Below are 24,745 nucleotides of genomic sequence, written 5' to 3'. Positions count from 1 at the left end.
AATTGCGATAAATAAATAGTATTTTGGAATAACGATAGGTTTAAAAAACCGGCATCAACGCTGCATGCCCCACCGCTTTATGGTCAGGCGTTCGATGTTGTTGAACAGCAGGTTTTCCACCAGCAACCCAATCAAGATGACGGCAATCAACCCAGCAAAGACTTTATCGGTGTAAAGCTCATTGCGGTTTTGGTAGATGTACCAGCCTAGGCCGCCTTTGCCAGATTGCGCTCCAAATACCAACTCGGCGGCAATCAACGTGCGCCAAGCGAACGCCCAGCCAATTTTCAAACCGGACAGAATCGAAGGCAGCGCTGCCGGAATCAGGATGTAGCTAACGAAGCGCAGGCCCTTAAGACCGTAATTGCGCCCAGCCATGCGCTGAGTTTCCGACACGCCGAGAAATCCAGTGTAGGTGTTCAGCGCCAAGGCCCACAGCACCGAATGCACCAGCACGAACACCAGGCTGCCTTGACCCAGGCCGAACCACAGCAGTGACAAGGGCAGCAGTGCAATGGCGGGCAGCGGGTTGAACATTGCGGTGAGGGTACTAAGCAGATCGCGGCCCAGTTGGGTAGACACCGCGAGGGTGGTCAGGGCAAACGCCAGCACGATGCCAATCAGGTAACCCTTGATCAGCACCGACAGGGAGATCCACACCTTGCTCAGCAGTTCACCGGTGATGATGCCGTCATAGAACGCACTGGCGGTTTGCGACACGCTCGGCAACAACAGGTCGTTGTTGGTGTAGCGCGCGGCCAGTTCCCAGATCAGCGCCAGGGCAAGCAGAATCACCGTTTTGCGCACCCAGCTCAGTTGCCAGATTCGCTGCGCCAACGGGATGTCATGCACCAGATCCTCTTGGGTAAACGCCTCCAGCGTGACTTCGTATTCCTGTCGAATGGTCATGTTTCGAATTCTCTTGGGTGGCCCTCTACAGAAGTAAGGGACATCAGTACGCGATGTGAACATCCTGGAAGCGCAAGTCGCGCTCGACGGGTTCAGGTTCACCCTCATCAAACAGCAGGCGATGAATGCGCTGCGCGGTGCGTTGAAAATCCGCGCCGCCGAGGCTTTTCAGGCCGAATTGATGGCTGTTGATTTCCGCACGGACCCGGCCGGGATGGGGTGACAGCAAGAGGATTCGATTTCCAACGATCAACGCTTCTTCGATGGAGTGGGTGACAAACATCAAGGTAAACCGCACCTCTTCCCACAACTCCAGCAGCTCTTCTTGCATCTTGCGTCGGGTCAACGCATCAAGCGCGGCGAAGGGTTCGTCCATCAGCAGGATTTTTGGCTGCATGGCCAAGGCCCTGGCAATGGCGACCCGGGCTTTCATGCCACCGGACAAGGTGTGCGGGTAGGCATCGGCGAAGGCACTGAGGCCCACTTTTTCCAGGTAATAACGCGCCCGCTCTTCGGCTTCTCGACGCTTCAATGCGCGCGAGGCCAGCAAGGGAAACATCACGTTCTGGATCACGGTTTTCCAGGGTGGCAACTGATCGAACTCCTGAAACACCACAATCCGATCCGGTCCCGGTTCGGTGACTTGCACCCCCGCCAGGCGGATCTGCCCTTCGCTGGGCTGAATGAACCCCGCGACGGCTTTAAGCAGTGTCGATTTGCCGCAACCCGAGGGGCCGAGCAAAACAAATCGGTCAGCGGGATCGATTTCAAAACTCACTTGATGAGTCGCCCGCACGACCCGCTCAGGCGTGCGGTATTCCAGGCTCACGCCCTGGACGTGCAACAGCGCTTGAGCAGTCGGCTGATTGATCTGTGGCAGGGTCAAGCTTTCGCTAGCCGTGTGGCTTTGCAGAACAGCATTCATCAAGCGGTTCCTCCGATCAGAACGATGCATCACCTTGAATGGTAGTGCGCAGCAGCTTGCGGCGCAGTTCAGGCGGGCAACCGGTGGCCAAGTGAATCAATGAGCGGTTATCCCAGAACACCAAATCATCTGGCTGCCAGTGGTGCCGGTAGACATTCTCTGGACGAGTGCTGTGGGCGTAGAGCTGGTCCAGCAAGGCGCGGCTTTCGTCTTCGGGCAAGCCGACGATGCGTGTGGTAAAGCCTTCGCTGACGAACAAGCCTTTACGCCCAGTTTCCGGGTGCGTGCGGACCACCGGGTGGGTGACTTCGGCGACCTGCGAAAGCTGCTCGCCGGTCAGTGTCGGGCGCCAGCTGGCGGCGTTTTTACCTTCGGCGTAACGCGCGGTATAGGAGTGAACCGCCACCTTGCCTTCAACGGCGTCACGCAGCGCTTGCGGCAGCGTGTCCCAAGCCCGGTGCATGTCGGCGAACAAGGTGTCGCCGCCTTCGCTAGGCAACTCTTGCGCGTACAGCATCGACCCTAGGCTTGGCAGTTCTTTGTAGGAAAGGTCTGAATGCCAGTATTTGCCGGCATCGCCCAAACCTACCGGCTGACCGTTCTCGACGATGTTCGAGACAATGAAAATTTCCGGGTGATTGGCCAACAGAAACTGTTTGAGCACGTGGATTTGGAGGATGCCGAAACGACGGCTGAAATCGATCTGCTGCTGCGGCGTGATGTGTTGGTCGCGGAAAATCACGACGTGGTAATCCAAATGCGCCTGATGAACACGGGCGAAGTCGGCGTCGTTGAGTGGACGAGACAAATCCAGCCCGACGATTTCCGCACCGACTTTCCCTTCAAGGGGACGAACGTCGAATGCCTGGCTGGCTGCATTTATGGCTGAGGAAACAGGGGAGGCTGCTGGCATGGAAACTCCGACTCCGAACGACTGGGTGAATAGGAGCTGGAACTTTATAGGCATAAGAAACTTAATTTAAATACTTTAAGTGCATATCAATAGCACTGGAAACGCTAGGGTCTGAACGCGACGAGACATTCGTTCCTACAGATTCAGAATAAAAAACGCCGACGCTGTGTAAGCCGTCGGCGCAAAAAACGGTATCGCTTAAATCTGTATCAGAACGCCGGCAGTACCGCGCCGTCGTACTTCTTGGCAATGAATGCTTTGACTTCAGGGCTGGTCAGCGCTTTGGCCAATTTCTGAATCGCGTCGCTGTTCTGATTATCAGGGCGAGCCACCAGGAAGTTCACGTAAGGCGAATCAGCGCCTTCGAGAATCAATGCATCCTTCTTAGGATTTAGCTTGGCTTCCAGCGCGTAGTTGGTGTTGATCATGTCCAGATCAACTTGATCCAGCGCACGTGGCAGCAACGCCGATTCCAGCTCGCGGAATTTCAGGTGCTTGGGGTTGGTCGCGATGTCTTTCGGCGTTGCCAAGGCGTTGGTTGGATCTTTTAGGGTGATCAAGCCACCTTTCTGCAGCAGCAGCAGGGCACGACCGGCGTTGCTGCCTTCGTTAGGAATGGCAACGGTGGCGCCGTCTGGCAGATCAGCCAGGCTTTTGAATTTTTTCGAGTAGCCGCCGAAGGGTTCAACGTGGACGCCGATCACCGTTACCAAGTTAGCTTTCTTGCCGGTGTTGAAGCCGTCCAGGTAAGGCTTGGTTTCGAAGTAGTTGGCGTCCAGGCGTTTTTCGAAGACTTGTACGTTCGGTTGAACGTAGTCACTGAAAACCTTGATTTCCAGGTCCACGCCTTCTTTGGCCAACTGAGGCTTGATCAATTCAAGTATCTCGGCATGCGGAACGGCTGTTGCGCCGACAACCAGTTTTTCACCGGCGTGAGCCAAGCCGATCGAAAGTGCAGCCGCCAGAGCGGTCATTAACAACGTCTTTTTCATGCAGAGTCCTTAGCGAAAATCGCGGTCGCCAATTGACGGCGGTTAGGTAGATTTGCCAGCAGTCTAGCTTCATAACGAAAGACCGGCGGCGTGGAGCGGACATTACCGACATTTGTTATTCCATGACAATAATTTTTGCTGCGATTGTTATGCCTTTTGGTGCTAAATACGGCGATGCGCCATTATCTTCGCGGCTAAGCGATGCGCTTGGTCAGCTCATCAAGTAATTGTTTTAATTCAGCCAGTTGGCCAGTGTCGGTGCCGGTGAACAATCGCTCGGCCTGCCTTTTGATCTGGCTCAAGGGACCCGTAGCGTCGGGTAGGTTGAGGTGCTCGGGAAGTATCTCGTCGCCGCTGCTCACCAAAAGTGCGAAGTGGATGACATTTTCCAGCTCTCGGGTGTTGCCCGGCCAGCTGTGCAACTCAAGCACCTGCTGGGCGGTTTCACTGATTAACGGAACGGGTAGGTTCAGTCGATGGCTGTAAATTCCCAAAAAATATTCCGCCAACGACAAAATATCCCCCACCCGCTCGCGCAACGCCGGCAGCTCAAGGCTGCCTTCGCTCAGGTAATGGAATAACCGTTCGTTGAATTTTCCGACCGCCACCGCCTGCGCCAGATCAATGCTGGTGGCGGCCACTAAGCGCACGTCCACCGGGCTCGGTTGCTGGGCGCCGACGCGGGTCACCTCATGGTTTTCCAGTGCGGCCAAAAGCTTGGTCTGGATCGGTAACGGCAGATCGCCAATCTCATCCAAATATAACGTCCCGCCATTGGCTGAGCCAAACCAGCCCGCGCGGCTGCTGACCGAGCCGCTGTGGGCGCTGGCGGTATAACCAAATAATTCTGCGTCGGCGTAGTTTGGGCTAATGGCGCCACAGTTGACGGAAACAAAGAGCCCCGCCCGATCGCTGCTGCGGTGAATGTGCCGGGCTAGCAATTCTTTGCCGCTACCGGTCTCGCCGCGAATCAACACCGGCAGGCTCCGGGGAGCGAGGCTTTCCATCTCTTTGCGCAACTGACGTGAGCGCGGATCGACAAAGACCAGTGCTTTGGCACGAATGCTCAGCGGGCTTTTTTCGGCATCGGGGAAGGTCAGCAGCGGCTGGCCAAAGGTTTCATCAAGGCTCATGGCGAACTCCCGCCTGAGCCTTTACGACGACTCAAGCGTAAAAAGTAGACAGTCGGACCAAGCGGTCCGACGAGAAATTTGAATTCAAGCGCGGCGAAGCGTGTGCAGTTCGATGCTGTTTTGCAGGCGGTATAAATAGGCGAACCCTTGCTCCCAGCGTTGATGCCCGGACTTCACATTGATGTGCCCGGCACCGCTGAGAATGCTGACCTCAGCGCCCCAGCTAAGCGCCAGCTTCAGGGCGCGCTCCATGCTAACCGCCGAGTCGTTGTCCGAACTGATCACTTGGGTGGGAAACGGCAGCAGTTGAGCCGGAATCGGCGCAAAGTTGCGTAAGGCGGGCGAACACGTCGGCCGCTCGACATCAGCCGGTGCGACCAGCAGGGCCCCCCGAACTTGTTGAAGCGACTGCCGTGGTGCCAACCCGGCCCAGTGCGCCACCGTGACGCAACCCAAGCTGTGAGCGATGAGAATCACCGGCGTACTGTCAGCGGCAATCGCACGCTACAATTCACCCACCCAATCTTCAAGGCGCGGTTTAAGCCAGTCGGCCTGCTCCACACGCGTGCTGTTGGGCAAGCTGTTCTGCCAATGCGTCTGCCAGTGATCGTCTGGCGATCCTTGCCAGCCTGGCACTATCAGATAACGGATCGACTCATTACGCATGGGATGCGTCTCCTGCACGTTGCGTTCAAGGGCAAAGTATAGAGACGAGGGGTATATTCGTTAAGGAATAAGAAGCTATTTATTAATACCTTAAAGGAATAACAAGGAAGTGAGAGTTGTCGAAGAATGCGATGCGATGCGACCCGGCACCGGTCGTGGTGGTTAGCGCCTTGAAGACCTTTCAGGCCTAATCACAGCCTTCGGCAGCGGGGTGAAAATGCAGAATAAAAAAGGGCCGCACCCTGCCTAAGGAGCGACCCACAAAACCTTTAATCAGATGCTATCTACACTCTGTGACAGAAAAACTACTTGGCGGTGATCACGGACAATTGGTAATCCCATCCTTTTCGATGGAGGCCATGGCACGGTTACAGATCTTTAGGCGCTAACGTGTTGGCGAAAGATTTCACGCGGGGCGTCAGGTGAACCGCCTCGCAAACAAGTTCGCATCCTAAAGATGCGGTATGTCAGGCACATCAAACCTGCGCCGCTCGTACCCCTTCATCGGCCGTTTCTTTCACCCGAACAAACCGGTTTGCCCGGCTAAACGTACCGAAGTCATTAAACCGTACGCCCATTTGCGCCATGACTTTATGCGCGACCGGGCTGGTCATCTGGCGGATGTAGAACGGTTCTTTCACGACGAAGTGGTGGATGCCGTGGGTGCTGCCGAAGTTGAAGCAGAATGCCTGCAACGGCCACATCCATTTTGAATTAAGCACTTGGCATTGCTGCATCACGTTGCCCAGCTCCACATCGCCGTAGTAATGCATGTTGGAACTGACGAAGTGCAGGCAAAACGTGCGCAGCACATTGGGGCCAACCAGCACCACCACGGCGATATCGATCACGTGCATTGCCGCCAGGGTATTCGCCGACCAATCAATGGGCGCACCGAAAACATGAGCAATGCCATTGGCCGCGTGGAAACCAAGGAACACGTACCAGGTTCCCCAATTCAGCAGGGCCAACGGCGCGTAAACCCGCAGCGTGCGTTTGAGGATCGAAAACTTGTGCGACCAGGTTTTCGCCCGGAGCATGCGAATCAGCGACGACATGACGTTATCGCCCACCATCAGCAGCCGCGCAAGACCCCAAGGCTCACCGTTGGTGATGGCGCGCTCTTCCATGTCGGTTTCGGTGCCGGACACTTTGTGGTGGTTGAGGTGCAGGTGGCGTCTGATCCACGGGTTGATGGTGCTTGGGCGTGCCATCCAGACCAGCGCCAACATCAAGTTGTGCGGGATGCGCTGCTTGCGGAAATACATGCTGTGAATCAGGTCGTGTTCCAACTCATGGGTCAGTGAAGCGAGAAAGGCATTCAGCAGCAGGCAAACCCACCACGCCATGTAACCGGCGATATACAGCGCTGCGCTGGCGAGCATGCCGCTCAGGGCAACCGTCAGAATGCCAACACCAATGGCGTCTTGGTGCTTGAGGATCGGGTAGCGTTGGCGCAATTCGTCGCCACGGGCCATCACCACCGCGCGAATATGCGCTGATCGCTGTTGTGCATTCAGTCTGTCAGGACTTGCAGAAGTACCCAGCATGCTTCCATCCTCTGATTATTGAGCTAGCTTTATCGAAGGGGTTACCGATGGATGACAGAGTGCACTCCTGGGTGCGACCCCGCCCGCCCGCAAACGCCAACCTATTGACCGCACGCGCCAATCGTTATGACTGAACCTACGACTCTCGCCAGTTGGACCCGCGCCCTGCGCAAGCAACTCGACGCCCTTGGCCTCGACAGTGCTGCGCTGTGCCAAACCGCCGGGCTGGATCCACAACTGATGGACGACCCGAATGCGCGCTACCCGGTAACCGCAACCACGCGGCTGTGGCACTTGGCGGTGCAGGCCAGCGGCGACCCGGCCATTGGTTTGCGGGTATCGCGCTTTGTCAGCCCAACCACGTTTCATGCGCTGGGCTACGCGTTGGTGGCCAGCGGCACGCTCCAGGAAGTGTTCGAGCGCATCGTGCGTTATCACAAGGTGGTCAGCGATGTGTTGGCGTTGGACCTGCGTCGCACGGCTGAGCGCTATGAGTTTCGCTTCAGCGCCGCCGAAGGCAACCCCGCGCCCGCTGCCGAGGCCATTGATGCCTTTGCGGCGATCTACGTGCGTACCTGTCGCAACCGGTTAGGCCGTGATTACGTTCCGCTGGCCGTGCACCTTCAGCGCCCCGAACCGTTGGACCCGCAGCCTTGGCACGATGTGTTTCGGGCGCCAATCGTGTTTTCCGCTAAAGAAAATTTGTTGGAGTTCGCATCCTCCGACTTCGACAGTCCGCTGGAAGATGGCAATCCGGAACTGGCTGAGCACAATGAAACGGTGCTCAAGCGCACCCTCGAACAGCTCAAGCCGATGACCTGGGAACGCCGGGTTCGCGCCGCGATAGAAGCACAATTGCCCGATGGTGAACCGTCCGCCGAGTACATTGCGCAAACCCTGCACCTGAGCTTGCGCAGCTTGCAACGGCATCTGGCCGACGAAGGCTTTCGGTATGATTTGCTGCTGAATCAGTGCCGGCAGAATCTTGCGATCCAGCACATGCGCGAGCCGCGCACATCCATGAGCGAAATCGCTTACCTGCTGGGGTTTGCAGATACCAGCAGCTTCAGCCGCGCCTTCAAACGCTGGACTGGGCAGACGCCGAGCCAGTTCCGGGATAGGTTAGGCAAGTAATCAGAGTCCCTTAATCAACTACCTCTCTCTGTAGGGGCCAACGTGTTGGCGAGGCGATAGATGCGGCGTGGCAGAAAGCTTCCCGAATCCATTCATGCCCTGAAATAGTCCGTCGACGTGTTGTCGCAGCAACCACTTTCATTGATACGGTTGGTAGCAAGCGGCCACAAATCCCGTGGGAGCTTGCCTGCGAAGAGGCCGGTCATCGCGCCGCTGATGTCGACCTGAAACCTAAGGCGTTTGTAATGACGCTTTCGTTGGCAAGCCAACTCCCACAAAGATTTCGGCAGACACGGAAGAGGGGGCACTGAAAATATGATCGCAGCCTTCGGCAGCTTGCTCCTACAGAAATGTGTGCATTGCCAAAGCCGGTGGGACCGAATTCATCGGGAAGGCATTGCGCGGTACTTCAGATAAACCGCGTCGACTTTTCGCCAACACGTTGGCGCCTACAGAGAACCGGCTTATTCAGTCGTTTAGCACCGCCAACTGATACCCCACGTTACCCATGGTGTGGATCAGTTTCGGCAAATAGCGTTCGTCGATTTTCGAACGCAGGCGGTGTATCGCGATCTCGACTTTCTGGCTGTCGTTGTTGAAGACTTGCGAAGCAATCAGTGAGCGAGAAATCACGTCGCCTTGGCGGCTTGCCAGCAATTGCAGCAGTTCGAACTCTTGATCGCTTAGGGAAATCCGTTGCCCGCCACGACTGACCCGCTGGCGTTGCACGTCGATCTCCAAGTCGGCGATGGCGTAGCTGTCGGCAGTGCCGGTCGGGCCGCGTCGCAACAACGTACGCACCCGCACCAATAGCTCTTCAAAGGTGAAGGGCTTGAGCAGGTAGTCATCGGCGCCCAGTTCCAACCCACGCAGCCGGTCTTCGATGGCGTCGCGAGCGGTCAGAAACAATACCGGCGTGGTGCCTCGCTGACGGATCAGTTGCAGCAGTTGCCAGCCATTAAGGCCCGGCAACATGACATCGAGGATCACCAGATCGTACGTTTGCTCTTCGACAAAGTGGCGACCTGACAGGCCGTTAAGCGCGACATCCACCACAAAGCCGGATTCGCCAAGCCCCTTGGCCAGATGATTGGCCGTATTGGCATCGTTTTCAACTAACAGCAAACGCATGGCGCACCTCATTCATCGTGCCGTTAGGCTAAGCCGATTAACTAGCTGCCGCACGCAGTTTATTAAAATCCATAATTTCGATTTCGTCGGGGCTTAGTTTCACGACTCCCCGTTGCTGCAAATCGTTCAAGACACTCACCAGCGTCGGCTTTGAGAGGGTGAGCCAGCGCGCCAACTGAGTCGATGGCAGCCGCATGAACCAGGGCGACCCATTGATCGGGCCATAGCCCTGACTGATCAGCAGCAGAAAAAAAGCCACGCGGGCAACGGTGGTCAATTGGCCGTGCTGCTCCAATTGCGCGCCAGTCACACGGAGTTTCTCTTCTAACAGCGAGGCAAACTGACGCCGATACGCGGGGTTATTTCCCAATATCCGCTCCAGATCCGTTTGCGGTATATGCAACACGATGCTGTGAGCATGGGAAAAGACATCTTGGGTACGAGGCAGTCCGTCAAACAACGACACTTCGCCAAACCAGAAAGGCAGATCGGTCGAAGAGGGTACGGTCAGTTTAATGTGCTCTTGGTCGTTGCCGACCCGAACCGCCCCTTCAACCACTGCATACAGACCGCACGGAGGATCACCGCGGCGGAACAACATCTTGCCAGGCGTAAGGCGACGCAGTTTTGCCGCGTCGAGCACGCCATCTTGTAAAGCTGCGGGTAAATTACTGAACCAATAATTGGTCAGCAGTCGGCCTCGCCATAACGCTCCAGTCATGCCATCTCCCTGATTTTCTAATTACGGCTAACCACTCAAGATCGATTAGCTGTCGGTCAGCTTCTGCCAGACCTTGGGTTTGAAAAACAATGTTTCGCCGCGCGCCAGGCCGGTGAGGCTGTCATGGTCTTTGACCACTTCGGCTTCGATCAACTCGCTCTGGCCTTCGACCTTCAACGTCACACGGGTGGTCGCGCCCAATGGCCGGATGTCCCGCACTTCAGCCGCGTGGTGGTCTTCCAGCTCGTGGCGCGACAGCGACACTTCGTGGGGACGGAACAATACGTGATTGTCTTCGCCAAGGTGTAACCGGTTGGAATCGCCGAGGAAGTGATACACGAAATCGCTGGCCGGGTTTTCATACACGTCGCCCGGCGAGCCAATCTGCTCGATCACGCCTTTGTTCATCACGACGATGCGGTCTGCCACTTCCATGGCTTCTTCCTGGTCATGGGTCACAAATACCGAGGTCAGGTTGATGTCTTCGTGTAAGCGCGCCAGCCAGCGGCGCAGCTCTTTACGAACCTTGGCATCAAGCGCACCAAAGGGTTCGTCGAGCAGCAACACTTTGGGCTCAACCGCCAGGGCACGGGCCAGCGCGATGCGTTGACGCTGACCACCGGACAATTGCTCCGGGTAGCGATCCGATAACCAATCCAGCTGGACCATGTTCAGCAGCTCATGAACCTTGACCGCAATCTGGCTTTCGGTCGGGCGCTGCTTCTTCGGTTTCATTCGCAGACCGAACGCAACGTTGTCGAACACCGTCATGTGCCGGAACAACGCGTAATGCTGGAACACAAACCCGACATTGCGATCACGCACATCGTGCTCGGAAACGTCTTCACCGTGGAAAACGATGCTGCCTTCATCGGGGGTTTCCAGGCCGGCAATAATGCGCAGCAAGGTGGTCTTGCCACAGCCAGATGGGCCGAGCAATGCGACGAGTTCGCCACTCTGAATATTCAGATTGATGGAATTCAGCGCTTTAAAGGCATTGAAGTTTTTGCTGACATTACGGACTTCGATCGACATGAATTATTCCTCCGCCGCGCTTTGGCGCAGACGGGTAATGCGCGACTCGCTCCACTGCTTGAGCAGCATGATGAACAGCGCCATGATCAGCAACAGGCTCGCCACGGCAAACGCTGCGACGTGATTGTATTCGTTGTAGAGAATCTCAACGTGCAGCGGCAGGGTGTTGGTGACACCACGAATGTGCCCGGAAACTACCGAAACCGCGCCGAACTCGCCCATGGCCCGCGCCGTACACAGCACCACGCCATAGATCAGCCCCCACTTGATGTTCGGCACGGTTACGTACCAAAACATCTGCCAGCCATTGGCGCCCAGCAGCCGTGCGGCTTCTTCTTCCTGGGTGCCCTGTTCCTGCATCAGTGGGATCAGTTCACGGGCCACGAACGGCACGGTGACAAAAATCGTCGCCAACACGATGCCCGGCAACGCAAACACGATCTGAATGTCGTGGTCCTGCAACCAGGGGCCGAACAAGCCCTGGGCGCCGAACATCAGCACGTAGACGAGACCGGCGATCACCGGCGAGACCGAGAACGGTAAGTCGATCAAGGTCACCAGAATGCTTTTGCCCCGGAACGAATATTTGCTCACGCACCACGCGGCGCTGACGCCGAACAGCACGTTGAGCGGCACCGAAATCACTACGGCGATGACTGTGAGCTTGAGCGCCGATAAAGCGTCCGGCTCAAAGATCGCGGTGAAGAACGCGCCAAGCCCTTTGCTCAATCCTTGGGACACCACGATAAACAGCGGCAGCGCCAAAAACAGGATGAACACCAGCCAGCCCAGGCTGATAAAAATACGTCGTGAAACCGCGCTGCCACGCCGGGCAGCGTTGGCGGTGGAGGCGGCAATAAGCGTTGAATTGGACATGCGGTGCGCCTCCTTATGGGGTTTCGATGCGGCGCTGCAACAAGTTGATCAGCAGCAGCAGAATGAAAGAAACCACCAGCATCATCACGCCGATGGCCGTTGCGCCGGTGTAGTCGTATTGATCGAGCTTGACCATGATCAACAGCGGCAGAATTTCGGTTTTCATCGGCATGTTACCGGCGATAAAAATCACCGAGCCGTACTCGCCAACCCCACGGGCAAAGGCCAGGGCGAACCCGGTCAGCCACGCTGGAAGCAACGCGGGAACCAAAATGTAGCGGAAGACTTGCAGCGGCTTGGCGCCAAGGCAAGCGGCGGCTTCTTCGACTTCACGGGGAAAGTCTGCCAGCACCGGCTGCACGGTCCGCACCACAAAGGGCAGCGTGACGAAGGTCAGCGCCAGGGTAATACCGAAGGGTGCGTAAGCGATTTTGATGCCCATGTCTGCTGCGAACTGCCCGACCAGACCCGTTGGCGTATACAACGCGGTCAGGGCGATACCGGCAACGGCGGTGGGCAGCGCGAAAGGCAGGTCGATCATCGCATCGATAATCTTGCGACCTGGGAAGGTGTAACGCACCAACACCCACGCCAGCAACGTGCCGATCACGCCGTTGATGATGGCGGCGCAAAACGCAGTTCCAAAACTCAGTTTGAGCGCGGCCAGCACACGCGGTGCGGTCACGATGGCCCAGAACTGATCCCAGGTCAGCTGCGATGCATGGATGAACATGGCTGACAGCGGAATCAACACAATCAAGCTGAGGTACACCAAGGTGTAGCCCAGCGTCAGCCCGAAGCCGGGTATGACGGGGGAGATACGACGCGACATAAAAGTCCTTGGTTAACGCGCGAAGCCCGGACCAGGATCCGGGCTGAAGGCCAAACAGCGACCCACTTTTTTCAGGGGCCGGCCTGCCAATTATTGCGGCTGGTAAATCTGATCAAACACGCCGCCATCGTTGAAGAATTTCGGTTGCGCAGTTTTCCAGCCACCGAAGTCCTTGTCGATAGTCACCAAGTCCAATTTCGGGAATTGATTGGCGTATTTAGCCGCGACGGCTTTGTCGCGAGGGCGATAAAAGTTCTTCGCTGCGATTTCCTGGCCGGCCGGGCTGTATAGGTGTTCCAAGTACGCTGTAGCTATTTCGCGAGTGCCTTTCTTGTCGACGTTTTTGTCGACTATCGATACCGGCGGCTCAGCCAGAATCGACAGGGACGGTACAACGATGTCGAACTTGTCGGCGCCGCCGTCTTCTTTCAAGGCCAGATACGCTTCGTTTTCCCACGCCAGCAGCACATCGCCCTGACCGTTGTTGACGAAGGTAATGGTTGAACCGCGAGCGCCGGTGTCCAGAATCGGTACGTGTTTGAACAGCGCTTGGACGTATTCTTGCGCCTTGGCTTCGCTGCCACCGGCCTTCAGGCCATAGGCCCAGGCTGCCAGGAAGTTCCAGCGTGCGCCGCCCGACGTTTTCGGGTTAGGTGTGATCACTGACACATCTTTCTTGATCAGGTCGCCCCAATCTTTGATGCCTTTCGGGTTGCCTTTGCGCACCAGGAACACGATGGTCGAGGTGTAGGGTGTGCTTGCGTCCGGCAGTCGGGTTTGCCAGTTGGCCGGGATCGCTTGCCCCAACTTGCTGATTTCGTCGATGTCACCGGCCAAGGCCAAGGTCACCACGTCAGCGCGCAAACCGTCGATGACGGCTCGACCCTGCTTGCCCGAACCGCCATGGGACTGCTGTATTTTGACGTTGTCGTCAGCGTGGGTTTGCTTCCAGAAGCTGATGAACTCTGCGTTGTAATCCTGATAAAGCTCACGTGTCGGGTCGTAGGACACGTTCAGCAGCTCAATATCCTTGGCAACAGCTGAGCCCGCAAAAACGGCGCTGGCGATGGCAGCCAAGGCTAAAAGGCGAATAGACATGGGTGAAGCTCCTGGACGATTCTGTTTTTAGTTTTTATGAACACGATTTAGCTAGGCTTGGTACTGGGGGTTTGCAGGCGGAATTTTTCTTTGCGTTCGATCTGCACCACTTGCGCGTTGTGCACCGTGATTTCTACCGCGCCGAAGCGCAGATCACGCAAAGCGCTTTGAATTTCACGCAGGATGCTTGCTTCGTCTTGGCCGTCAACGCTACGCACAGATGCGCTCATGGTGCTGCTCCTTGAATAGAGGTGCCTGCAGTAGCGGTTCGAAGGCGACTACTTGCGGCGTGACGCTAATCTTAGAGAGGCGCGGTTATTCTTAAAAAGACTGTTTAAGAATGCAGATATAACTAAAAAGAATAATTAGATTTTTGGCTAGGCTTAGAGCGCATTGCGCAGCTCCAACACCTTGTATTTGCGGCTTAGTGAGGCACGCGCTGCAACTTGCTATTCAACTCTTCCGGCGGTTGTGGACGGCCGAATAAGTAGCCTTGGCCTAGTTCACAGTGGTTTTCCAACAGAAAACTCGCTTGTTCAGGTCGTTCAATGCCCTCTGCAAGTACTTTCATGCCTAACGCCTGCCCCAGCGCAATGATGATCCGGACAATGGCGGCGTCGTCTTCGTCATGAGGCAGCCCGGCGACAAACCCCTGATCAATTTTGAGCTTATGCACCGGCATGCTCTTGAGCCGCAACAGCGATGAGTAGCCGGTACCGAAATCGTCTATGGCCAGTCGCAAGCCCAGCTCACGCAGGCGGTGCAGCTGCTCAAGGGCCATTTCGGGGTCTTCCATCACCGCACTTTCGGTGACTTCCAATTCCAGAATCGCTGGATCGAGCCCGGTTTCGCTCAGTACCCGCGCCACTTGTTGGTACAAATCACTGTGACCAAACACCCGGCTGGAGACGTTTACCGCGACAAATTCGAGATCAAAACCCGATTCGCGCCATTCACGCATCTGCCGACAGGACGTTTTCAGTACCCAAGCGTCGATGTCGGCGATCAGGCCACTTTGTTCGGCAATCGGAATAAACTCACCGGGTGACACCAGCCCACGCTCAGGATGCTGCCAACGCACCAGCGCTTCGACCCCCAGCATGCGACCACTGTAAAGATCGTGTACCGGCTGATAAAACACTCGTAGTTCTTCATGCTCGATAGCGCGACGCAGCTCACCGGCGAGTTCGACCCGTTGCTGGGCGTGGGCAGTCAGTTCTTCGGTATACAGGGCGTACCCTTCGCGGCCATCGTTTTTGGCTTTGAACAGCGCAGAGTCGGCGTTGCGCAACAACTGCTCGGCATTCAGCGCGTCGTTGGGAAACAGGCTGATACCGATGCTGGCGCTGATGAACAGCTGATGCTGATCAACCGTGAACGGTTGTTTCAGGCCATCAATGATTTTCTGGGCCAGTTCTGCGGCTTGCATCACTTGCTGGCAGTTCTCAGCCAGCACGGCAAATTCATCACCGCCGAGCCGGGCCAAGGTCATACCGTTGTCGAATAACGTGTGCAACCGCTGCGCGACGATTTTGAGCACTTGGTCGCCAACGTTGTGACCCAGGCTGTCGTTGATATTTTTGAAGTGATCCAGGTCGATTAACAGCAGGGCACAGCCACGTTTTTGCGCTTGGGCGTGCGCCAAGGCCTGACGGGTACGGTCGGTGAAAAGCAGGCGATTGGGCAAATCGGTCAGTGGATCGTGGTGCGCGAGGTGCATGAATTCGCTTTGCGAGCGCTTGATCGCGGAGATGTCGGAAAACACGGCCACGTAGTGCGTGATGACACCATGGTCATCCTTGATGCTGCGAATATTTTGCCATTGCGGGTAAACCTCACCGCTTTTGCGTCGGTTCCAGATTTCGCCACTCCACTGACCGGTGTCGTGCAGCGACTTGAACATTACTTGATAGAACGCCAGGTCATGGCGGCCGGACTTGAATTTGTTCGGGTTCAGCCCGAGGACTTCCTCTTCCTGATACCCGGTAATTTCCATGAAGGCACGGTTCACGTGGACGATCAAACCGTGGCTGTCACTGACCAACACCCCTTCACTGGTGCTGTCGAACACTACAGCGGCCTGGCGCAAGCGTTCCTGGTCTTTTTTCTGCTGACCCAGGCGAGCGCCCACGCCCATGATGTTCAGCAAGCGGGCGCGAGCGAAATAGACGAACGCAGCGCTGAAAGCCATCCACCCACAGCCATTGATCAGCTGCCAGCGAAGCAATCCAGCCGGATCTTCGATAAGCACTGGGAGTACAAGCGTGCTGAGCTCCAGCCACAGAATCGACAGCAATGTGTAGAAAAGGGCCGTGCGTAAGGCATCCCGGGACGAAAGTGACATAAATATACGAAAGTCCTCACGAAAGGCGCGGATTATAGGGTAGAAACATCCGGCGACTCTTATCTAAAAGGGCGACTGGTTTTATCTGGTGGCTTAGTGATAATGCGCGTTGCTGTTTTTATCTTTATCGAGCGCTAATTGAGGGCTACTGAGTCTATGTGGAACAACGGTCTACTTGACCTATCGGTGTGGCAACTGGTGGCGGTCACTTTAATCATGACCCATGTGACCATTATTGGTGTCACGGTCTACCTGCATCGCTACTCGGCCCACCGTGCGCTGGAACTCAACTCGGGCCTTAAACATTTTTTCCGCTTCTGGCTGTGGCTAAGCACAGCACAGAATACGCGTGAGTGGACTGCGATTCACCGCAAACATCACGCTAAATGCGAAACCGTCGACGATCCTCACAGTCCGGTGATCCTAGGCTTATCTACAGTGCTGCGTAAAGGTGCCGAGTTATACCGTGCAGAAGCACAAAATCCGGAAACCTTGCGCATCTATGGCAAGAACTGTCCCAACGACTGGGTTGAGCGCAATCTTTACACCCGCTTCCCGGTTCTAGGTATTACCCTCATGGCGCTGATCGATGTAGCGCTGTTTGGCGTGATCGGTATCACCGTGTGGGCAATTCAGATGATGTGGATCCCCTTCTGGGCCGCAGGCGTGGTCAATGGGCTGGGGCATGCGGTGGGTTATCGCAACTTCGAATGCCGTGATGCGGCGACCAATCTGGTGCCATGGGGCATTTTGATCGGCGGTGAAGAGCTACATAACAACCACCACACGTACCCTAATTCGGCCAAATTGTCGGTCAAGAAATGGGAATTCGACATCGGCTGGGCCTGGATAAAACTGTTCAGCCTTCTGCATTTGGCCAAGGTTCAGCGGGTCGCGCCCATCGCCCATCGGGTGGAAGGCAAAGGTTCGCTGGACATGGACACCGCGATGGCGATTCTGAACAATCGCTTCCAGATCATGGCTCAATACCGCAAATTGGTGATTGGGCCGCTGGTTGCCCAAGAACTGGCCAAAGCCGATGCGTCGGTACGGCATCAGTTTCATCGCGCCAAGCGGTTGCTTTCACGTGAGACCAGCTTGCTCGACGAGAAACATCTGCAGCACATTCAGTCCATGCTGGAACACAGCCAAGCGCTGAAAGTGATCTACGAAAAGCGCCTGGCGCTGCAACAAATATGGCTTAAAACCAGTACTAACGGGCATGACATGCTGGCCGCGATCAAGGATTGGGTACATGAAGCTGAAGCCAGTGGCATCCAGTCACTGCGTGAATTTGCTAATCAACTAAAAACGTACTCGCTTCGCCCTTCTGCCTGACACCGTTGATCGGCGCGCCCCGCCTGGGAGCGCGCCTTCCGGAACTTCGTCTCCTACAATCAATCTGAACCTCAACTCGCTAGTTAATGGGTTTAGTTGTGGCTGAGCGCCGCACGTCTTTGTGAGATGCCGTGCCCATGGATAATCCGAAACTCCTTACGGCTACTCCCTTACCCATCGATCTACCGGCGGCGGCCGAAACGCTGCTCGCGTTAATGCATGCTCAAGCCGAAGTTGCGCGCTTGAGTGAGCGCGAACATTTATTTAGTTCGCTATTGGGTAGTGTTAACGCCGTGTTGTGGGCGTTCGATTGGGAAACCCAGCAGATGATTTATGTCAGCCCTGCCTACGAGCGAATTTTTGGTCGCTCAGCGGGCCTTCTGCTGGCCGACTACAACGAATGGCGCGACAGTATTTACCCAGACGATCTGGACTACGCCGAACGAAGCTTGATGAACGTCCTCGATAAGGGCTCCATTGAAGATCGGGAATACAGGATCATTCGCGCAGATGGTGAGGTTCGCTGGCTGAGCGACAAATGCTTTATCAACCGCCAGGAACGCGACCATCGCCTGACCGTGGTGGGTATCGCTGAAGACATCACCGAGAAGAAACAGCTGGAAGGCGAACTGCAACGCCTCGCGACCACCGACGTTCTGACTCAAAGCAGCAATCGGCGTCACTTCTTCGACTGCGCCCAGCACGAGTTCGAACAAGCCCGCTTGTTGGGCCGACCACTGGCCTTCCTGTTGCTGGACATCGATGACTTCAAGTTGGTGAACGACAGTTACGGGCATCAGGAAGGCGATCAAGTGCTGCAACGCATTGCTGAATGTGGACGAACCGCGCTGCGCCGGGGCGACTTGTTCGGGCGCATCGGCGGCGAAGAGTTTGCTGCGGTGTTCCCAGGCTGCGCGCCAGACATGGCCCAGCAGATCGCCGAACGGTTGCAGCGGGAAATTCAGCGTTTGAGTTTTCAATGCGACGATAAAGCATTTGGCATCACTGTCAGCCAAGGCCTGACCAATCTGGGCGAAGACGATACCGGGCTTGAAGTCCTGTACGCCCGCGCGGATGCGGCGATGTATCAGGCCAAGCGTCAGGGCAAAAATCAAATCGTGCTGGTTTGATTAACTGACGCAGGCTTGTCTGCCAAATGTGTCTATTTTTTGCGCAACCGACCTAGTTCCGACGTCCCGACTTTCAACAGGCGGGCAGCCTTGCTGCTTGCCAAGGCGTCGACTTCTTCGTCCGGGCCTAACCTTGCCAATTGTGCTGCGACGGTCATGACCAAAGCTTCGCGGGATTGAACGCCGGCCGAGAATTGATACACCGCCGCAATCAGCTCTCGCAACTCCAGCGGCAAACGCCAGCGAGTGCGCAGGGCGGAACCAAAGCCGGCACCGAATTTCGTGAGCGCGTTTTCCACGGCGTCTTCGTCCAGTTGCCCCCCGCACGACAGCCACTCCTGTATGCAGCGCAGCACACTCAGATCACCCAGGTTGTGCAGTAAACCAGCGCAAAAGCAGCGCTCCTGATCCAGCTCCAGCAGACGTGCCAGCGAGCGGGCGTAGTTGGCGGTGAGCAGGGATGACGACCACAGCTTGCGGGCATGGTCGATCAGCGCGGGGCTCTTAAGCATTGCGTTTTGCTTCTTGGGCAACCCAAGCAACAGATTAATGCTCGCAGTGGGCCCTAGCGACTGCAAAGCCTGTGGCAAGGTTTGAGCCGCTTTGCCCAAGTGTTGGGCGGCACTGTTGGCAGCAGCAATCAACACGGCGGCAACGTGAGGGTCTACGTGCAGTGCCTTTTCCAGCAGTGCCAGATCAACACCCGCCTTACCTTGGCTGCTTGAAACCGCTTCGCGCACATTCAACGACAGCGGCGCGCCTTCAGCAGTTTCACGACGTTTTTCGAGAAACTGAGACAGCGTGATTCCTTGGATGAGCGTGCGAGCTTCAGGGTCAATGTACTCGTCGGCAGGCAGCAATAAACTTTCCAAGCGCAGACGCAAACCTTCCAGGTTCAATGGTTTGGTCAGATAAGCCGTAGGCGACTGAAGAACGGCTTCGCGCACGCTGGCGCTGTCGCTACGGTTGCTCAGCAATATGAAAGGGACCGCCGGCTGTTGCTGCTGCTCCCGAACCCCGCGCAACAAACTCAAGCCATCGGAACCCGGCAAGTCCCAATCGGCAATGATCAGGTTGACGGGGTGAAGGTCAAGCCACTCCAGTGCCCGCGGTCCATCTGAACAGACTTCCAGGTACGCATCACGGCGTACGCTCAGGACCAGTTCAATCAGCGCGTTTCGTACCCCAGGGTCTGCATCCGCGATCAGTACGCGCGGTGCAGCGGGTAAATCTACAGCGGTCATTCAATACTCTCCAACGACGGTATCTGTACTACAGCCAAGGCCTGAAACGGAAAAAACCCGCCGAGGCGGGTTTTTTCTGTCTACTCGGACACGTTTTACACGAGTTCGGCGAAGCACTCTTCTAGAATCGCCAAACCTTTGTCTAACAACGCGTCATCAGCAGTGAGTGGCACCAGCACGCGCAACACATTGCCGTACGTGCCGCACGACAGCAGGATCAAACCCTTGTCGCGGGCTTTGGCGACGATTTGAGCAACCGCCGCAGCGTTTGGCTTATGCGAGTCGCCATCTTCAAACAGCTCCAGCGCAATCATTGCGCCCAAGGCACGCACTTCGCCGATCACCGGATGTTTGGCCTGAATAGCTTTCAGGCCAGTCACCAGGCGTTCGCCGACGGCTTTGCAACGGTCGAGCAAGTGTTCTTCTTCGAATACTTGCAGAACCGCCAGTGCAGCAGCGCAAGCAACCGGGCTACCGGCATACGTGCCGCCCAAGCCGCCTGGAATAATGGAGTCCATGTATTCGGCTTTGCCGCAAACGCCCGCCAACGGGAAACCGCCCGCGATGGATTTGGCAAAGGTGGTCAGGTCAGCAACAACGCCCATTTGTTCCATGGCGAAGAACGTACCGGTACGGCCAGCGCCGGTTTGCACTTCATCAGCGATCAGCAAAATGCCGTGCTTGTCGCACAGCGCACGCAGGCGAAGCATGAAGTCTTTCGGCGCAACGTAGAAACCACCTTCGCCCTGAACAGGCTCGATGATGATCGCGGCGATGTCACGTGGCTCGGCATCGTTCTTGAAAATCCGTTCGATGCTGGCGATGGAATCGTCAGACGTCACGCCATGCAGCGCGCACGGGAACACTGCGCGGAAGATGCCGCCGGGCATCAAGCCCATGCCTGCCGAATACGGCACGACTTTACCGGTCAGACCTAAGGTCATCATGGTGCGGCCATGATACGCGCCGGTGAACGCGATCACGCCGGTGCGGCCAGTGGCGGCGCGGGCGATCTTGACGGCGTTTTCTACCGCTTCGGAACCGGTAGTCACCAGCAGGGTTTTTTTGTCGAAATCACCCGGTACCAGAGCGTTGATCTTTTCGCACAGCTCAACGTAAGGCTCGTAAGCCAACACCTGGAAGCAGGTGTGAGTCAGCTTGGTCAGTTGTTCCTGTACAGCCGCGATAATTTTCGGGTGCAGGTGACCGGTGTTCAATACCGCGATACCGCCAGCAAAGTCGATGAACTCGCGCCCTTCAACGTCAGTAACGGTGGCGTTTTTTGCCGAAGCAGCAAAAATCGGGTGGATCTGACCAACACCGCGCGGAACAGCGGCGTTGCGGCGTTTCATCAAGGATTCGTTAGTTTGGGACATGATTTCCTCATTCACCGCTCATCGGGCGGTGTGGTTCAAGGATTAAGCGGCCGGTTGAAAGGTGCAGCAGCATTCGATGATCGACTGCTGCACCTTCCCGGCTACCACTGAAGTGCGTAACGCTACTGTGCTGACAGAATTAGATGCCCAGGCACAGGTATTTGATTTCCAGATAATCTTCGATGCCGTACTTGGAGCCTTCACGGCCCAGGCCCGACGCCTTGATCCCGCCAAAGGGCGCGACTTCGTTGGAGATCAGCCCGGTGTTGACGCCAACCATGCCGTATTCCAATGCTTCGGATACACGGAACACGCGGCTCAGGTCACGGGCATAGAAGTACGACGCCAGACCGAACTCAGTGTCGTTGGCCATCGCGATGACTTCAGCTTCGTCTTTGAAGCGGAACAGCGGCGCCAAGGGGCCGAAGGTTTCTTCTTTGGAGACTGCCGCGTCTTTCGACACGTTGACCAAAATGGTCGGCTCGAAGAAGTTGCCTTCCATGCTGTTGCCGCCCAATAAAACGGTGGCGCCTTTGCTGATGGCGTCAGCGATGTGTTCCTTGACCTTGGCCACGGCTTTTTCGTCGATCAACGGACCAGTGGTGGTGCCGTCTTCCAGACCGTTGCCGATCTTGAGTTTAGCCACCGCGACTTTCAGTTTTTCGGCGAAGGTGTCGTAAACAGCGTCTTGAATGTACAAGCGGTTGGCGCAGACACAGGTCTGACCGTTGTTGCGGTATTTGGAGATGATCGCGCCTTCGACGGCCTTATCCAGGTCTGCGTCGTCGAACACGATGAATGGCGCGTTGCCGCCCAATTCCAGGGACACTTTTTTGATGTCCTTGGCGCATTCAGCCATCAATTGGCGACCGACTTCGGTCGAGCCGGTGAAGGACAATTTACGCACGATCGGGTTGCTGGTCAGCTCGCCACCGATGTCGCCGGCACTGCCAGTTACAACGCTGAACACGCCTTTCGGAATGCCCGCACGGTGCGCTAGCTCAGCCAACGCCAACGCCGAAAACGGGGTTTGCGACGCCGGCTTGAGCACCATGGTGCAACCGGCGGCCAATGCCGGGCCGGCTTTACGGGTGATCATCGCCGCCGGGAAGTTCCACGGAGTAATGGCAGCAGTCACACCAATCGGCTGCTTGATTACGATCAAGCGCTTGTCGGGTTGGTGGCCAGGGATTACGTCGCCGTAGACGCGCTTGGCTTCTTCGGCAAACCATTCAATAAAGGAAGCGGCGTAAACGATTTCGCCTTTGGCTTCGGCCAGCGGCTTACCCTGTTCAAGGGTCATCAGGCGAGCGAGGTCGTCCTGGTTTTCAATAATCAATTCGAACCAGCGACGCAGCTTGTTCGAACGTTCTTTGGCGGTCAGTCCACGCCAGGCCGGCAACGCATTGTTGGCTGCCTCAATCGCGCGACGGGTTTCAACAGCACCCATCTTCGGCACAGTCCCGAGAATCTCGTTGGTGGCCGGGTTGTTGACTTTGATCGTCTGGCCATTGTCCGCATCCAGCCAAACGCCATCGATAAAGGCTTGCTGGCGAAACAATTGGGTGTCTTTAAGCTGCATGTCGGCCTCCTAAACAGCACCGCGCAGGCGCGGAGCGAATTTTTTGATTGTTCAAAGGCGCCTCTATAAAGGCTGCCGTCAGGAAATCATTCACCGTACTCAGTACTCAGCGCGCACTCAGTGTAGACCGTGCGCTTCAGCATCCCGCCAAAAGCGTTTGAAATCTCAAACGAATCCTAGGGTCTGCTGGGGTAAAGGACAATAGTCTGTTCGAAAAAAAGAACAAAAACGTGAAAAGCGCTGAAAATTTCGGATCAACGTCACCCTTACATCCGGTAACGTGCGATATCAACAACAGCACTCACCGGCATGGACGCCCGGCAGCCAGATGAGTATCATGGCGCCCGCGTCGCACCAGTAGCTCAGCTGGATAGAGTACTGCCCTCCGAAGGCAGTGGTCGTGGGTTCGAATCCCGCCTGGTGCACCATCTTTTTTACCTTGTATTACAAGGGGATAGCGCTCCTGACAGAAACCTGTCCTAGTCCTGAAAGTCGTTTTTGCCACAAATTTGCCACACTCATAAGTGGCGGGCATGGTCGAAATGCCAACAATCAGGAATCGCGGCCCAGCTATTAGTAACGGGCAGTGAGAAGCGCAAATTCGTCGTAAGGGCTATCCAGCCCAACGTAAAACCTTCGAAACTAAAGCCGATGCCCAAGCTTGGGCGCGCATGATCGAAAGCGAAATCGACCGGGGAATCTTTGTCTCTCGCGTCGAGGCTGAACGCACCGCCTTTCATCAACTCATTGATCGTTACATCTCCGAGATCGCTCCAAAGCACAAAGGCGCGTATTCGGAAATCAAACGCTTGGAAGCCCTCAAGCGCCATCCGCTGGCGACACGCATCGTTGCCACCCTCACTTCCTCCGACTTCGCCCGCTACCGTGATGAACGCCTGAAGATCCGCAAGGGCAACACGGTGAAGCGTGAGCTGGCGTTGTTTCAATGCGTGATTGAGGTCGCTCGTCGCGAGTGGGGAATTCACCTTGCCGAAAACCCGGTGGTTATGGTCAGCCGTCCTAGCTACAACGACGAACGCTCGCGACGATTTGATCCAATTGAAAAGCATACATGCTTGGCGCCTTAGAGCTTCGTGAGCGCCGTGCTGACGGCACTTATGCCGACGCCTCACACAATCCTTGGATATGGCCTATCGTTCAATTGGCGATTAAGACAGCGATGCGACGTGGCGAGATTTTCGAGCTGCGCTGGAAGCATATGAGTCTGGAGTGTAGGGCCGCGCATCACCCCGCAACCAATTAAGCCTGCCCAGAACCGTATCGCTTTCACCTAGGGCTATTCAATTGCTGAAGGACTTGCCGCGCTCGCTGTGTGGTCGAGTCTTTCCCACAACGGCTGATGTGCTCAAGAAGGCCTTTGTGCGAAGCTTGGAGCGAGCAAGGGTGAAATGCTTGTGAGATTGCGGAGTGGTGCAGGTAATGCATCAGGAAGACTCCCTGGTCAATCTGCGCTTTCACGATCTGCGGCATGAAGCGACCTGTCGACTTGGAACCAAGTTTCCGAATCTGATCGAGCTCGCCAGCGTGACGGGGCATAGGGAAGTGAACATGCTGAAGCGGTATTGCAACATCCATCCGTCCCCATCTGATGTTTTTATGCAGTCAAAATGGAGCAGCCAATGGCTGTGTGAGCGAGCATGATGGTAGCTAAAAGGTCTATATCTGGACATTATGATGCGATTTTTTAAACATTATAGAATGTGAAGCTTTGTGCATTCCAAACGGAAAATGCTAAGCCCCTGATAGCACTGAATGCCCAACGGTGCATCTCGATAGGTTTTAGATTTATCCATAG

At 56.0% G+C, this 24,745-nt stretch carries 22 protein-coding genes, 1 tRNA gene and 1 pseudogene; 6 read left to right on the top strand and 18 right to left on the bottom strand.

Annotated features, from left to right (window positions below):
- Positions 1-54 precede the first annotated feature (54 nt).
- The 7 genes and pseudogenes from RHM59_RS16135 to RHM59_RS16105 form a co-directional block, all read right to left on the bottom strand.
- Complete coding sequence (locus RHM59_RS16135; RefSeq protein WP_322224726.1) at positions 55-909, bottom strand: ABC transporter permease; 855 nt, start codon at positions 907-909, stop codon at positions 55-57.
- Positions 910-952: 43 nt separating this feature from the next.
- Positions 953-1,834: an ABC transporter ATP-binding protein gene (locus RHM59_RS16130; RefSeq protein WP_322224724.1), complete on the bottom strand. Its 882-nt coding sequence runs from the start codon at positions 1,832-1,834 to the stop codon at positions 953-955.
- A gap of 16 nt (positions 1,835-1,850) precedes the next feature.
- Complete coding sequence (locus RHM59_RS16125) at positions 1,851-2,747, bottom strand: TauD/TfdA family dioxygenase (protein ID WP_322224722.1); 897 nt, start codon at positions 2,745-2,747, stop codon at positions 1,851-1,853.
- Between the two features lie 209 nt (positions 2,748-2,956).
- On the bottom strand, positions 2,957-3,739 hold the full coding sequence (locus RHM59_RS16120; RefSeq protein ID WP_322166955.1) for a MetQ/NlpA family ABC transporter substrate-binding protein: 783 nt from the start codon (positions 3,737-3,739) through the stop codon (positions 2,957-2,959).
- Positions 3,740-3,933: 194 nt separating this feature from the next.
- Positions 3,934-4,872: a sigma 54-interacting transcriptional regulator gene (locus tag RHM59_RS16115; protein ID WP_322166956.1), complete on the bottom strand. Its 939-nt coding sequence runs from the start codon at positions 4,870-4,872 to the stop codon at positions 3,934-3,936.
- An 84-nt stretch (positions 4,873-4,956) separates the two neighbouring features.
- Positions 4,957-5,538: pseudogene (locus tag RHM59_RS16110) on the bottom strand (alpha/beta hydrolase).
- A gap of 476 nt (positions 5,539-6,014) precedes the next feature.
- The gene (locus tag RHM59_RS16105; RefSeq protein WP_322224720.1) at positions 6,015-7,088 is read right to left on the bottom strand and encodes a fatty acid desaturase; all 1,074 of its coding nucleotides are present in this window, start codon (positions 7,086-7,088) and stop codon (positions 6,015-6,017) included.
- A 126-nt stretch (positions 7,089-7,214) separates the two neighbouring features.
- Between RHM59_RS16105 and RHM59_RS16100 the strand changes: the two genes are divergently transcribed.
- On the top strand, positions 7,215-8,222 hold the full coding sequence (locus RHM59_RS16100; protein ID WP_322184442.1) for an AraC family transcriptional regulator: 1,008 nt from the start codon (positions 7,215-7,217) through the stop codon (positions 8,220-8,222).
- 468 nt (positions 8,223-8,690) lie between these two features.
- On the opposite strand, the gene RHM59_RS16095 is transcribed toward RHM59_RS16100, so the two are convergent.
- From RHM59_RS16095 to dibA, 8 genes are all read right to left on the bottom strand, one after another.
- Positions 8,691-9,353, bottom strand: a complete 663-nt coding sequence (locus RHM59_RS16095; protein ID WP_322166960.1) for a response regulator — start codon at positions 9,351-9,353, stop codon at positions 8,691-8,693.
- A gap of 37 nt (positions 9,354-9,390) precedes the next feature.
- A complete protein-coding gene (locus RHM59_RS16090; protein ID WP_322166961.1) occupies positions 9,391-10,074 on the bottom strand; it encodes a Crp/Fnr family transcriptional regulator in 684 nt (227 codons plus the stop codon).
- 45 nt (positions 10,075-10,119) lie between these two features.
- Positions 10,120-11,109, bottom strand: a complete 990-nt coding sequence (locus RHM59_RS16085; RefSeq protein WP_322166962.1) for a sulfate ABC transporter ATP-binding protein — start codon at positions 11,107-11,109, stop codon at positions 10,120-10,122.
- Between the two features lie 3 nt (positions 11,110-11,112).
- Positions 11,113-11,985, bottom strand: a complete 873-nt coding sequence (gene cysW / locus RHM59_RS16080) for a sulfate ABC transporter permease subunit CysW (protein ID WP_322224718.1) — start codon at positions 11,983-11,985, stop codon at positions 11,113-11,115.
- A 13-nt stretch (positions 11,986-11,998) separates the two neighbouring features.
- Positions 11,999-12,817: a sulfate ABC transporter permease subunit CysT gene (gene cysT / locus RHM59_RS16075; RefSeq protein ID WP_322166964.1), complete on the bottom strand. Its 819-nt coding sequence runs from the start codon at positions 12,815-12,817 to the stop codon at positions 11,999-12,001.
- Positions 12,818-12,907: 90 nt separating this feature from the next.
- The gene (locus RHM59_RS16070) at positions 12,908-13,915 is read right to left on the bottom strand and encodes a sulfate ABC transporter substrate-binding protein (RefSeq protein WP_322166965.1); all 1,008 of its coding nucleotides are present in this window, start codon (positions 13,913-13,915) and stop codon (positions 12,908-12,910) included.
- Positions 13,916-13,962: 47 nt separating this feature from the next.
- On the bottom strand, positions 13,963-14,145 hold the full coding sequence (gene oscA, locus RHM59_RS16065) for a sulfur starvation response protein OscA (protein WP_322166966.1): 183 nt from the start codon (positions 14,143-14,145) through the stop codon (positions 13,963-13,965).
- A gap of 194 nt (positions 14,146-14,339) precedes the next feature.
- Positions 14,340-16,259, bottom strand: coding sequence for a phosphodiesterase DibA (gene dibA, locus RHM59_RS16060; protein WP_322166967.1), 1,920 nt, complete (start codon positions 16,257-16,259; stop codon positions 14,340-14,342).
- A gap of 156 nt (positions 16,260-16,415) precedes the next feature.
- On the opposite strand from dibA, the gene desA reads away from it, so the two are divergent.
- The gene (desA, locus tag RHM59_RS16055) at positions 16,416-17,597 is read left to right on the top strand and encodes a delta-9 fatty acid desaturase DesA (RefSeq protein ID WP_322166968.1); all 1,182 of its coding nucleotides are present in this window, start codon (positions 16,416-16,418) and stop codon (positions 17,595-17,597) included.
- A gap of 137 nt (positions 17,598-17,734) precedes the next feature.
- Entirely contained in the window at positions 17,735-18,727 is a 993-nt protein-coding gene (locus RHM59_RS16050; protein WP_322166969.1) for a sensor domain-containing diguanylate cyclase, read from the top strand.
- Between the two features lie 32 nt (positions 18,728-18,759).
- Here RHM59_RS16050 and RHM59_RS16045 read toward each other — a convergent pair whose 3' ends face one another.
- The 3 genes from RHM59_RS16045 to gabD form a co-directional block, all read right to left on the bottom strand.
- Complete coding sequence (locus tag RHM59_RS16045) at positions 18,760-19,971, bottom strand: HDOD domain-containing protein (RefSeq protein WP_322224716.1); 1,212 nt, start codon at positions 19,969-19,971, stop codon at positions 18,760-18,762.
- A gap of 95 nt (positions 19,972-20,066) precedes the next feature.
- A complete protein-coding gene (gabT, locus tag RHM59_RS16040) occupies positions 20,067-21,347 on the bottom strand; it encodes a 4-aminobutyrate--2-oxoglutarate transaminase (RefSeq protein ID WP_322166971.1) in 1,281 nt (426 codons plus the stop codon).
- A gap of 139 nt (positions 21,348-21,486) precedes the next feature.
- On the bottom strand, positions 21,487-22,929 hold the full coding sequence (gene gabD, locus RHM59_RS16035; RefSeq protein ID WP_322184438.1) for an NADP-dependent succinate-semialdehyde dehydrogenase: 1,443 nt from the start codon (positions 22,927-22,929) through the stop codon (positions 21,487-21,489).
- Between the two features lie 351 nt (positions 22,930-23,280).
- Between gabD and RHM59_RS16030 the strand changes: the two genes are divergently transcribed.
- The 3 genes from RHM59_RS16030 to RHM59_RS16020 all read left to right on the top strand — a co-directional run bounded on the left by RHM59_RS16030 (position 23,281) and on the right by RHM59_RS16020 (position 24,591).
- Positions 23,281-23,357 (top strand) — tRNA-Arg (locus RHM59_RS16030).
- A 243-nt stretch (positions 23,358-23,600) separates the two neighbouring features.
- Entirely contained in the window at positions 23,601-24,017 is a 417-nt protein-coding gene (locus RHM59_RS16025) for a hypothetical protein (RefSeq protein ID WP_322224714.1), read from the top strand.
- 352 nt (positions 24,018-24,369) lie between these two features.
- The gene (locus tag RHM59_RS16020; RefSeq protein WP_322224712.1) at positions 24,370-24,591 is read left to right on the top strand and encodes a hypothetical protein; all 222 of its coding nucleotides are present in this window, start codon (positions 24,370-24,372) and stop codon (positions 24,589-24,591) included.
- The last annotated feature ends 154 nt before the right edge of the window (positions 24,592-24,745 follow it).

Source organism: Pseudomonas sp. MH10, from assembly GCF_034353045.1.
Classification (GTDB): Bacteria; Pseudomonadota; Gammaproteobacteria; order Pseudomonadales; family Pseudomonadaceae; genus Aquipseudomonas.
This window is presented reverse-complemented; position numbering and strand designations above follow the sequence as displayed.

Excerpts from the sequence above, each read along its gene's own strand:
- gabT (WP_322166971.1), bottom strand. The coding sequence starts at position 21,347 with ATGTCCCAAACTAACGAATCCTTGATGAAACGCCGCAACGCCGCTGTT.
- RHM59_RS16085 (WP_322166962.1), bottom strand. The coding sequence starts at position 11,109 with ATGTCGATCGAAGTCCGTAATGTCAGCAAAAACTTCAATGCCTTTAAA.
- desA (WP_322166968.1), top strand. The coding sequence starts at position 16,416 with ATGTGGAACAACGGTCTACTTGACCTATCGGTGTGGCAACTGGTGGCG.
- RHM59_RS16090 (WP_322166961.1), bottom strand. The coding sequence starts at position 10,074 with ATGACTGGAGCGTTATGGCGAGGCCGACTGCTGACCAATTATTGGTTC.
- RHM59_RS16115 (WP_322166956.1), bottom strand. The coding sequence starts at position 4,872 with ATGAGCCTTGATGAAACCTTTGGCCAGCCGCTGCTGACCTTCCCCGAT.
- RHM59_RS16135 (WP_322224726.1), bottom strand. The coding sequence starts at position 909 with ATGACCATTCGACAGGAATACGAAGTCACGCTGGAGGCGTTTACCCAA.
- dibA (WP_322166967.1), bottom strand. The coding sequence starts at position 16,259 with ATGTCACTTTCGTCCCGGGATGCCTTACGCACGGCCCTTTTCTACACA.
- oscA (WP_322166966.1), bottom strand. The coding sequence starts at position 14,145 with ATGAGCGCATCTGTGCGTAGCGTTGACGGCCAAGACGAAGCAAGCATC.
- gabD (WP_322184438.1), bottom strand. The coding sequence starts at position 22,929 with ATGCAGCTTAAAGACACCCAATTGTTTCGCCAGCAAGCCTTTATCGAT.
- RHM59_RS16105 (WP_322224720.1), bottom strand. The coding sequence starts at position 7,088 with ATGCTGGGTACTTCTGCAAGTCCTGACAGACTGAATGCACAACAGCGA.
- RHM59_RS16100 (WP_322184442.1), top strand. The coding sequence starts at position 7,215 with ATGACTGAACCTACGACTCTCGCCAGTTGGACCCGCGCCCTGCGCAAG.
- RHM59_RS16120 (WP_322166955.1), bottom strand. The coding sequence starts at position 3,739 with ATGAAAAAGACGTTGTTAATGACCGCTCTGGCGGCTGCACTTTCGATC.
- RHM59_RS16045 (WP_322224716.1), bottom strand. The coding sequence starts at position 19,971 with ATGACCGCTGTAGATTTACCCGCTGCACCGCGCGTACTGATCGCGGAT.
- RHM59_RS16050 (WP_322166969.1), top strand. The coding sequence starts at position 17,735 with ATGGATAATCCGAAACTCCTTACGGCTACTCCCTTACCCATCGATCTA.
- RHM59_RS16125 (WP_322224722.1), bottom strand. The coding sequence starts at position 2,747 with ATGCCAGCAGCCTCCCCTGTTTCCTCAGCCATAAATGCAGCCAGCCAG.
- RHM59_RS16025 (WP_322224714.1), top strand. The coding sequence starts at position 23,601 with ATGATCGAAAGCGAAATCGACCGGGGAATCTTTGTCTCTCGCGTCGAG.
- RHM59_RS16070 (WP_322166965.1), bottom strand. The coding sequence starts at position 13,915 with ATGTCTATTCGCCTTTTAGCCTTGGCTGCCATCGCCAGCGCCGTTTTT.
- cysW (WP_322224718.1), bottom strand. The coding sequence starts at position 11,985 with ATGTCCAATTCAACGCTTATTGCCGCCTCCACCGCCAACGCTGCCCGG.
- cysT (WP_322166964.1), bottom strand. The coding sequence starts at position 12,817 with ATGTCGCGTCGTATCTCCCCCGTCATACCCGGCTTCGGGCTGACGCTG.
- RHM59_RS16020 (WP_322224712.1), top strand. The coding sequence starts at position 24,370 with ATGCATCAGGAAGACTCCCTGGTCAATCTGCGCTTTCACGATCTGCGG.
- RHM59_RS16130 (WP_322224724.1), bottom strand. The coding sequence starts at position 1,834 with ATGAATGCTGTTCTGCAAAGCCACACGGCTAGCGAAAGCTTGACCCTG.
- RHM59_RS16095 (WP_322166960.1), bottom strand. The coding sequence starts at position 9,353 with ATGCGTTTGCTGTTAGTTGAAAACGATGCCAATACGGCCAATCATCTG.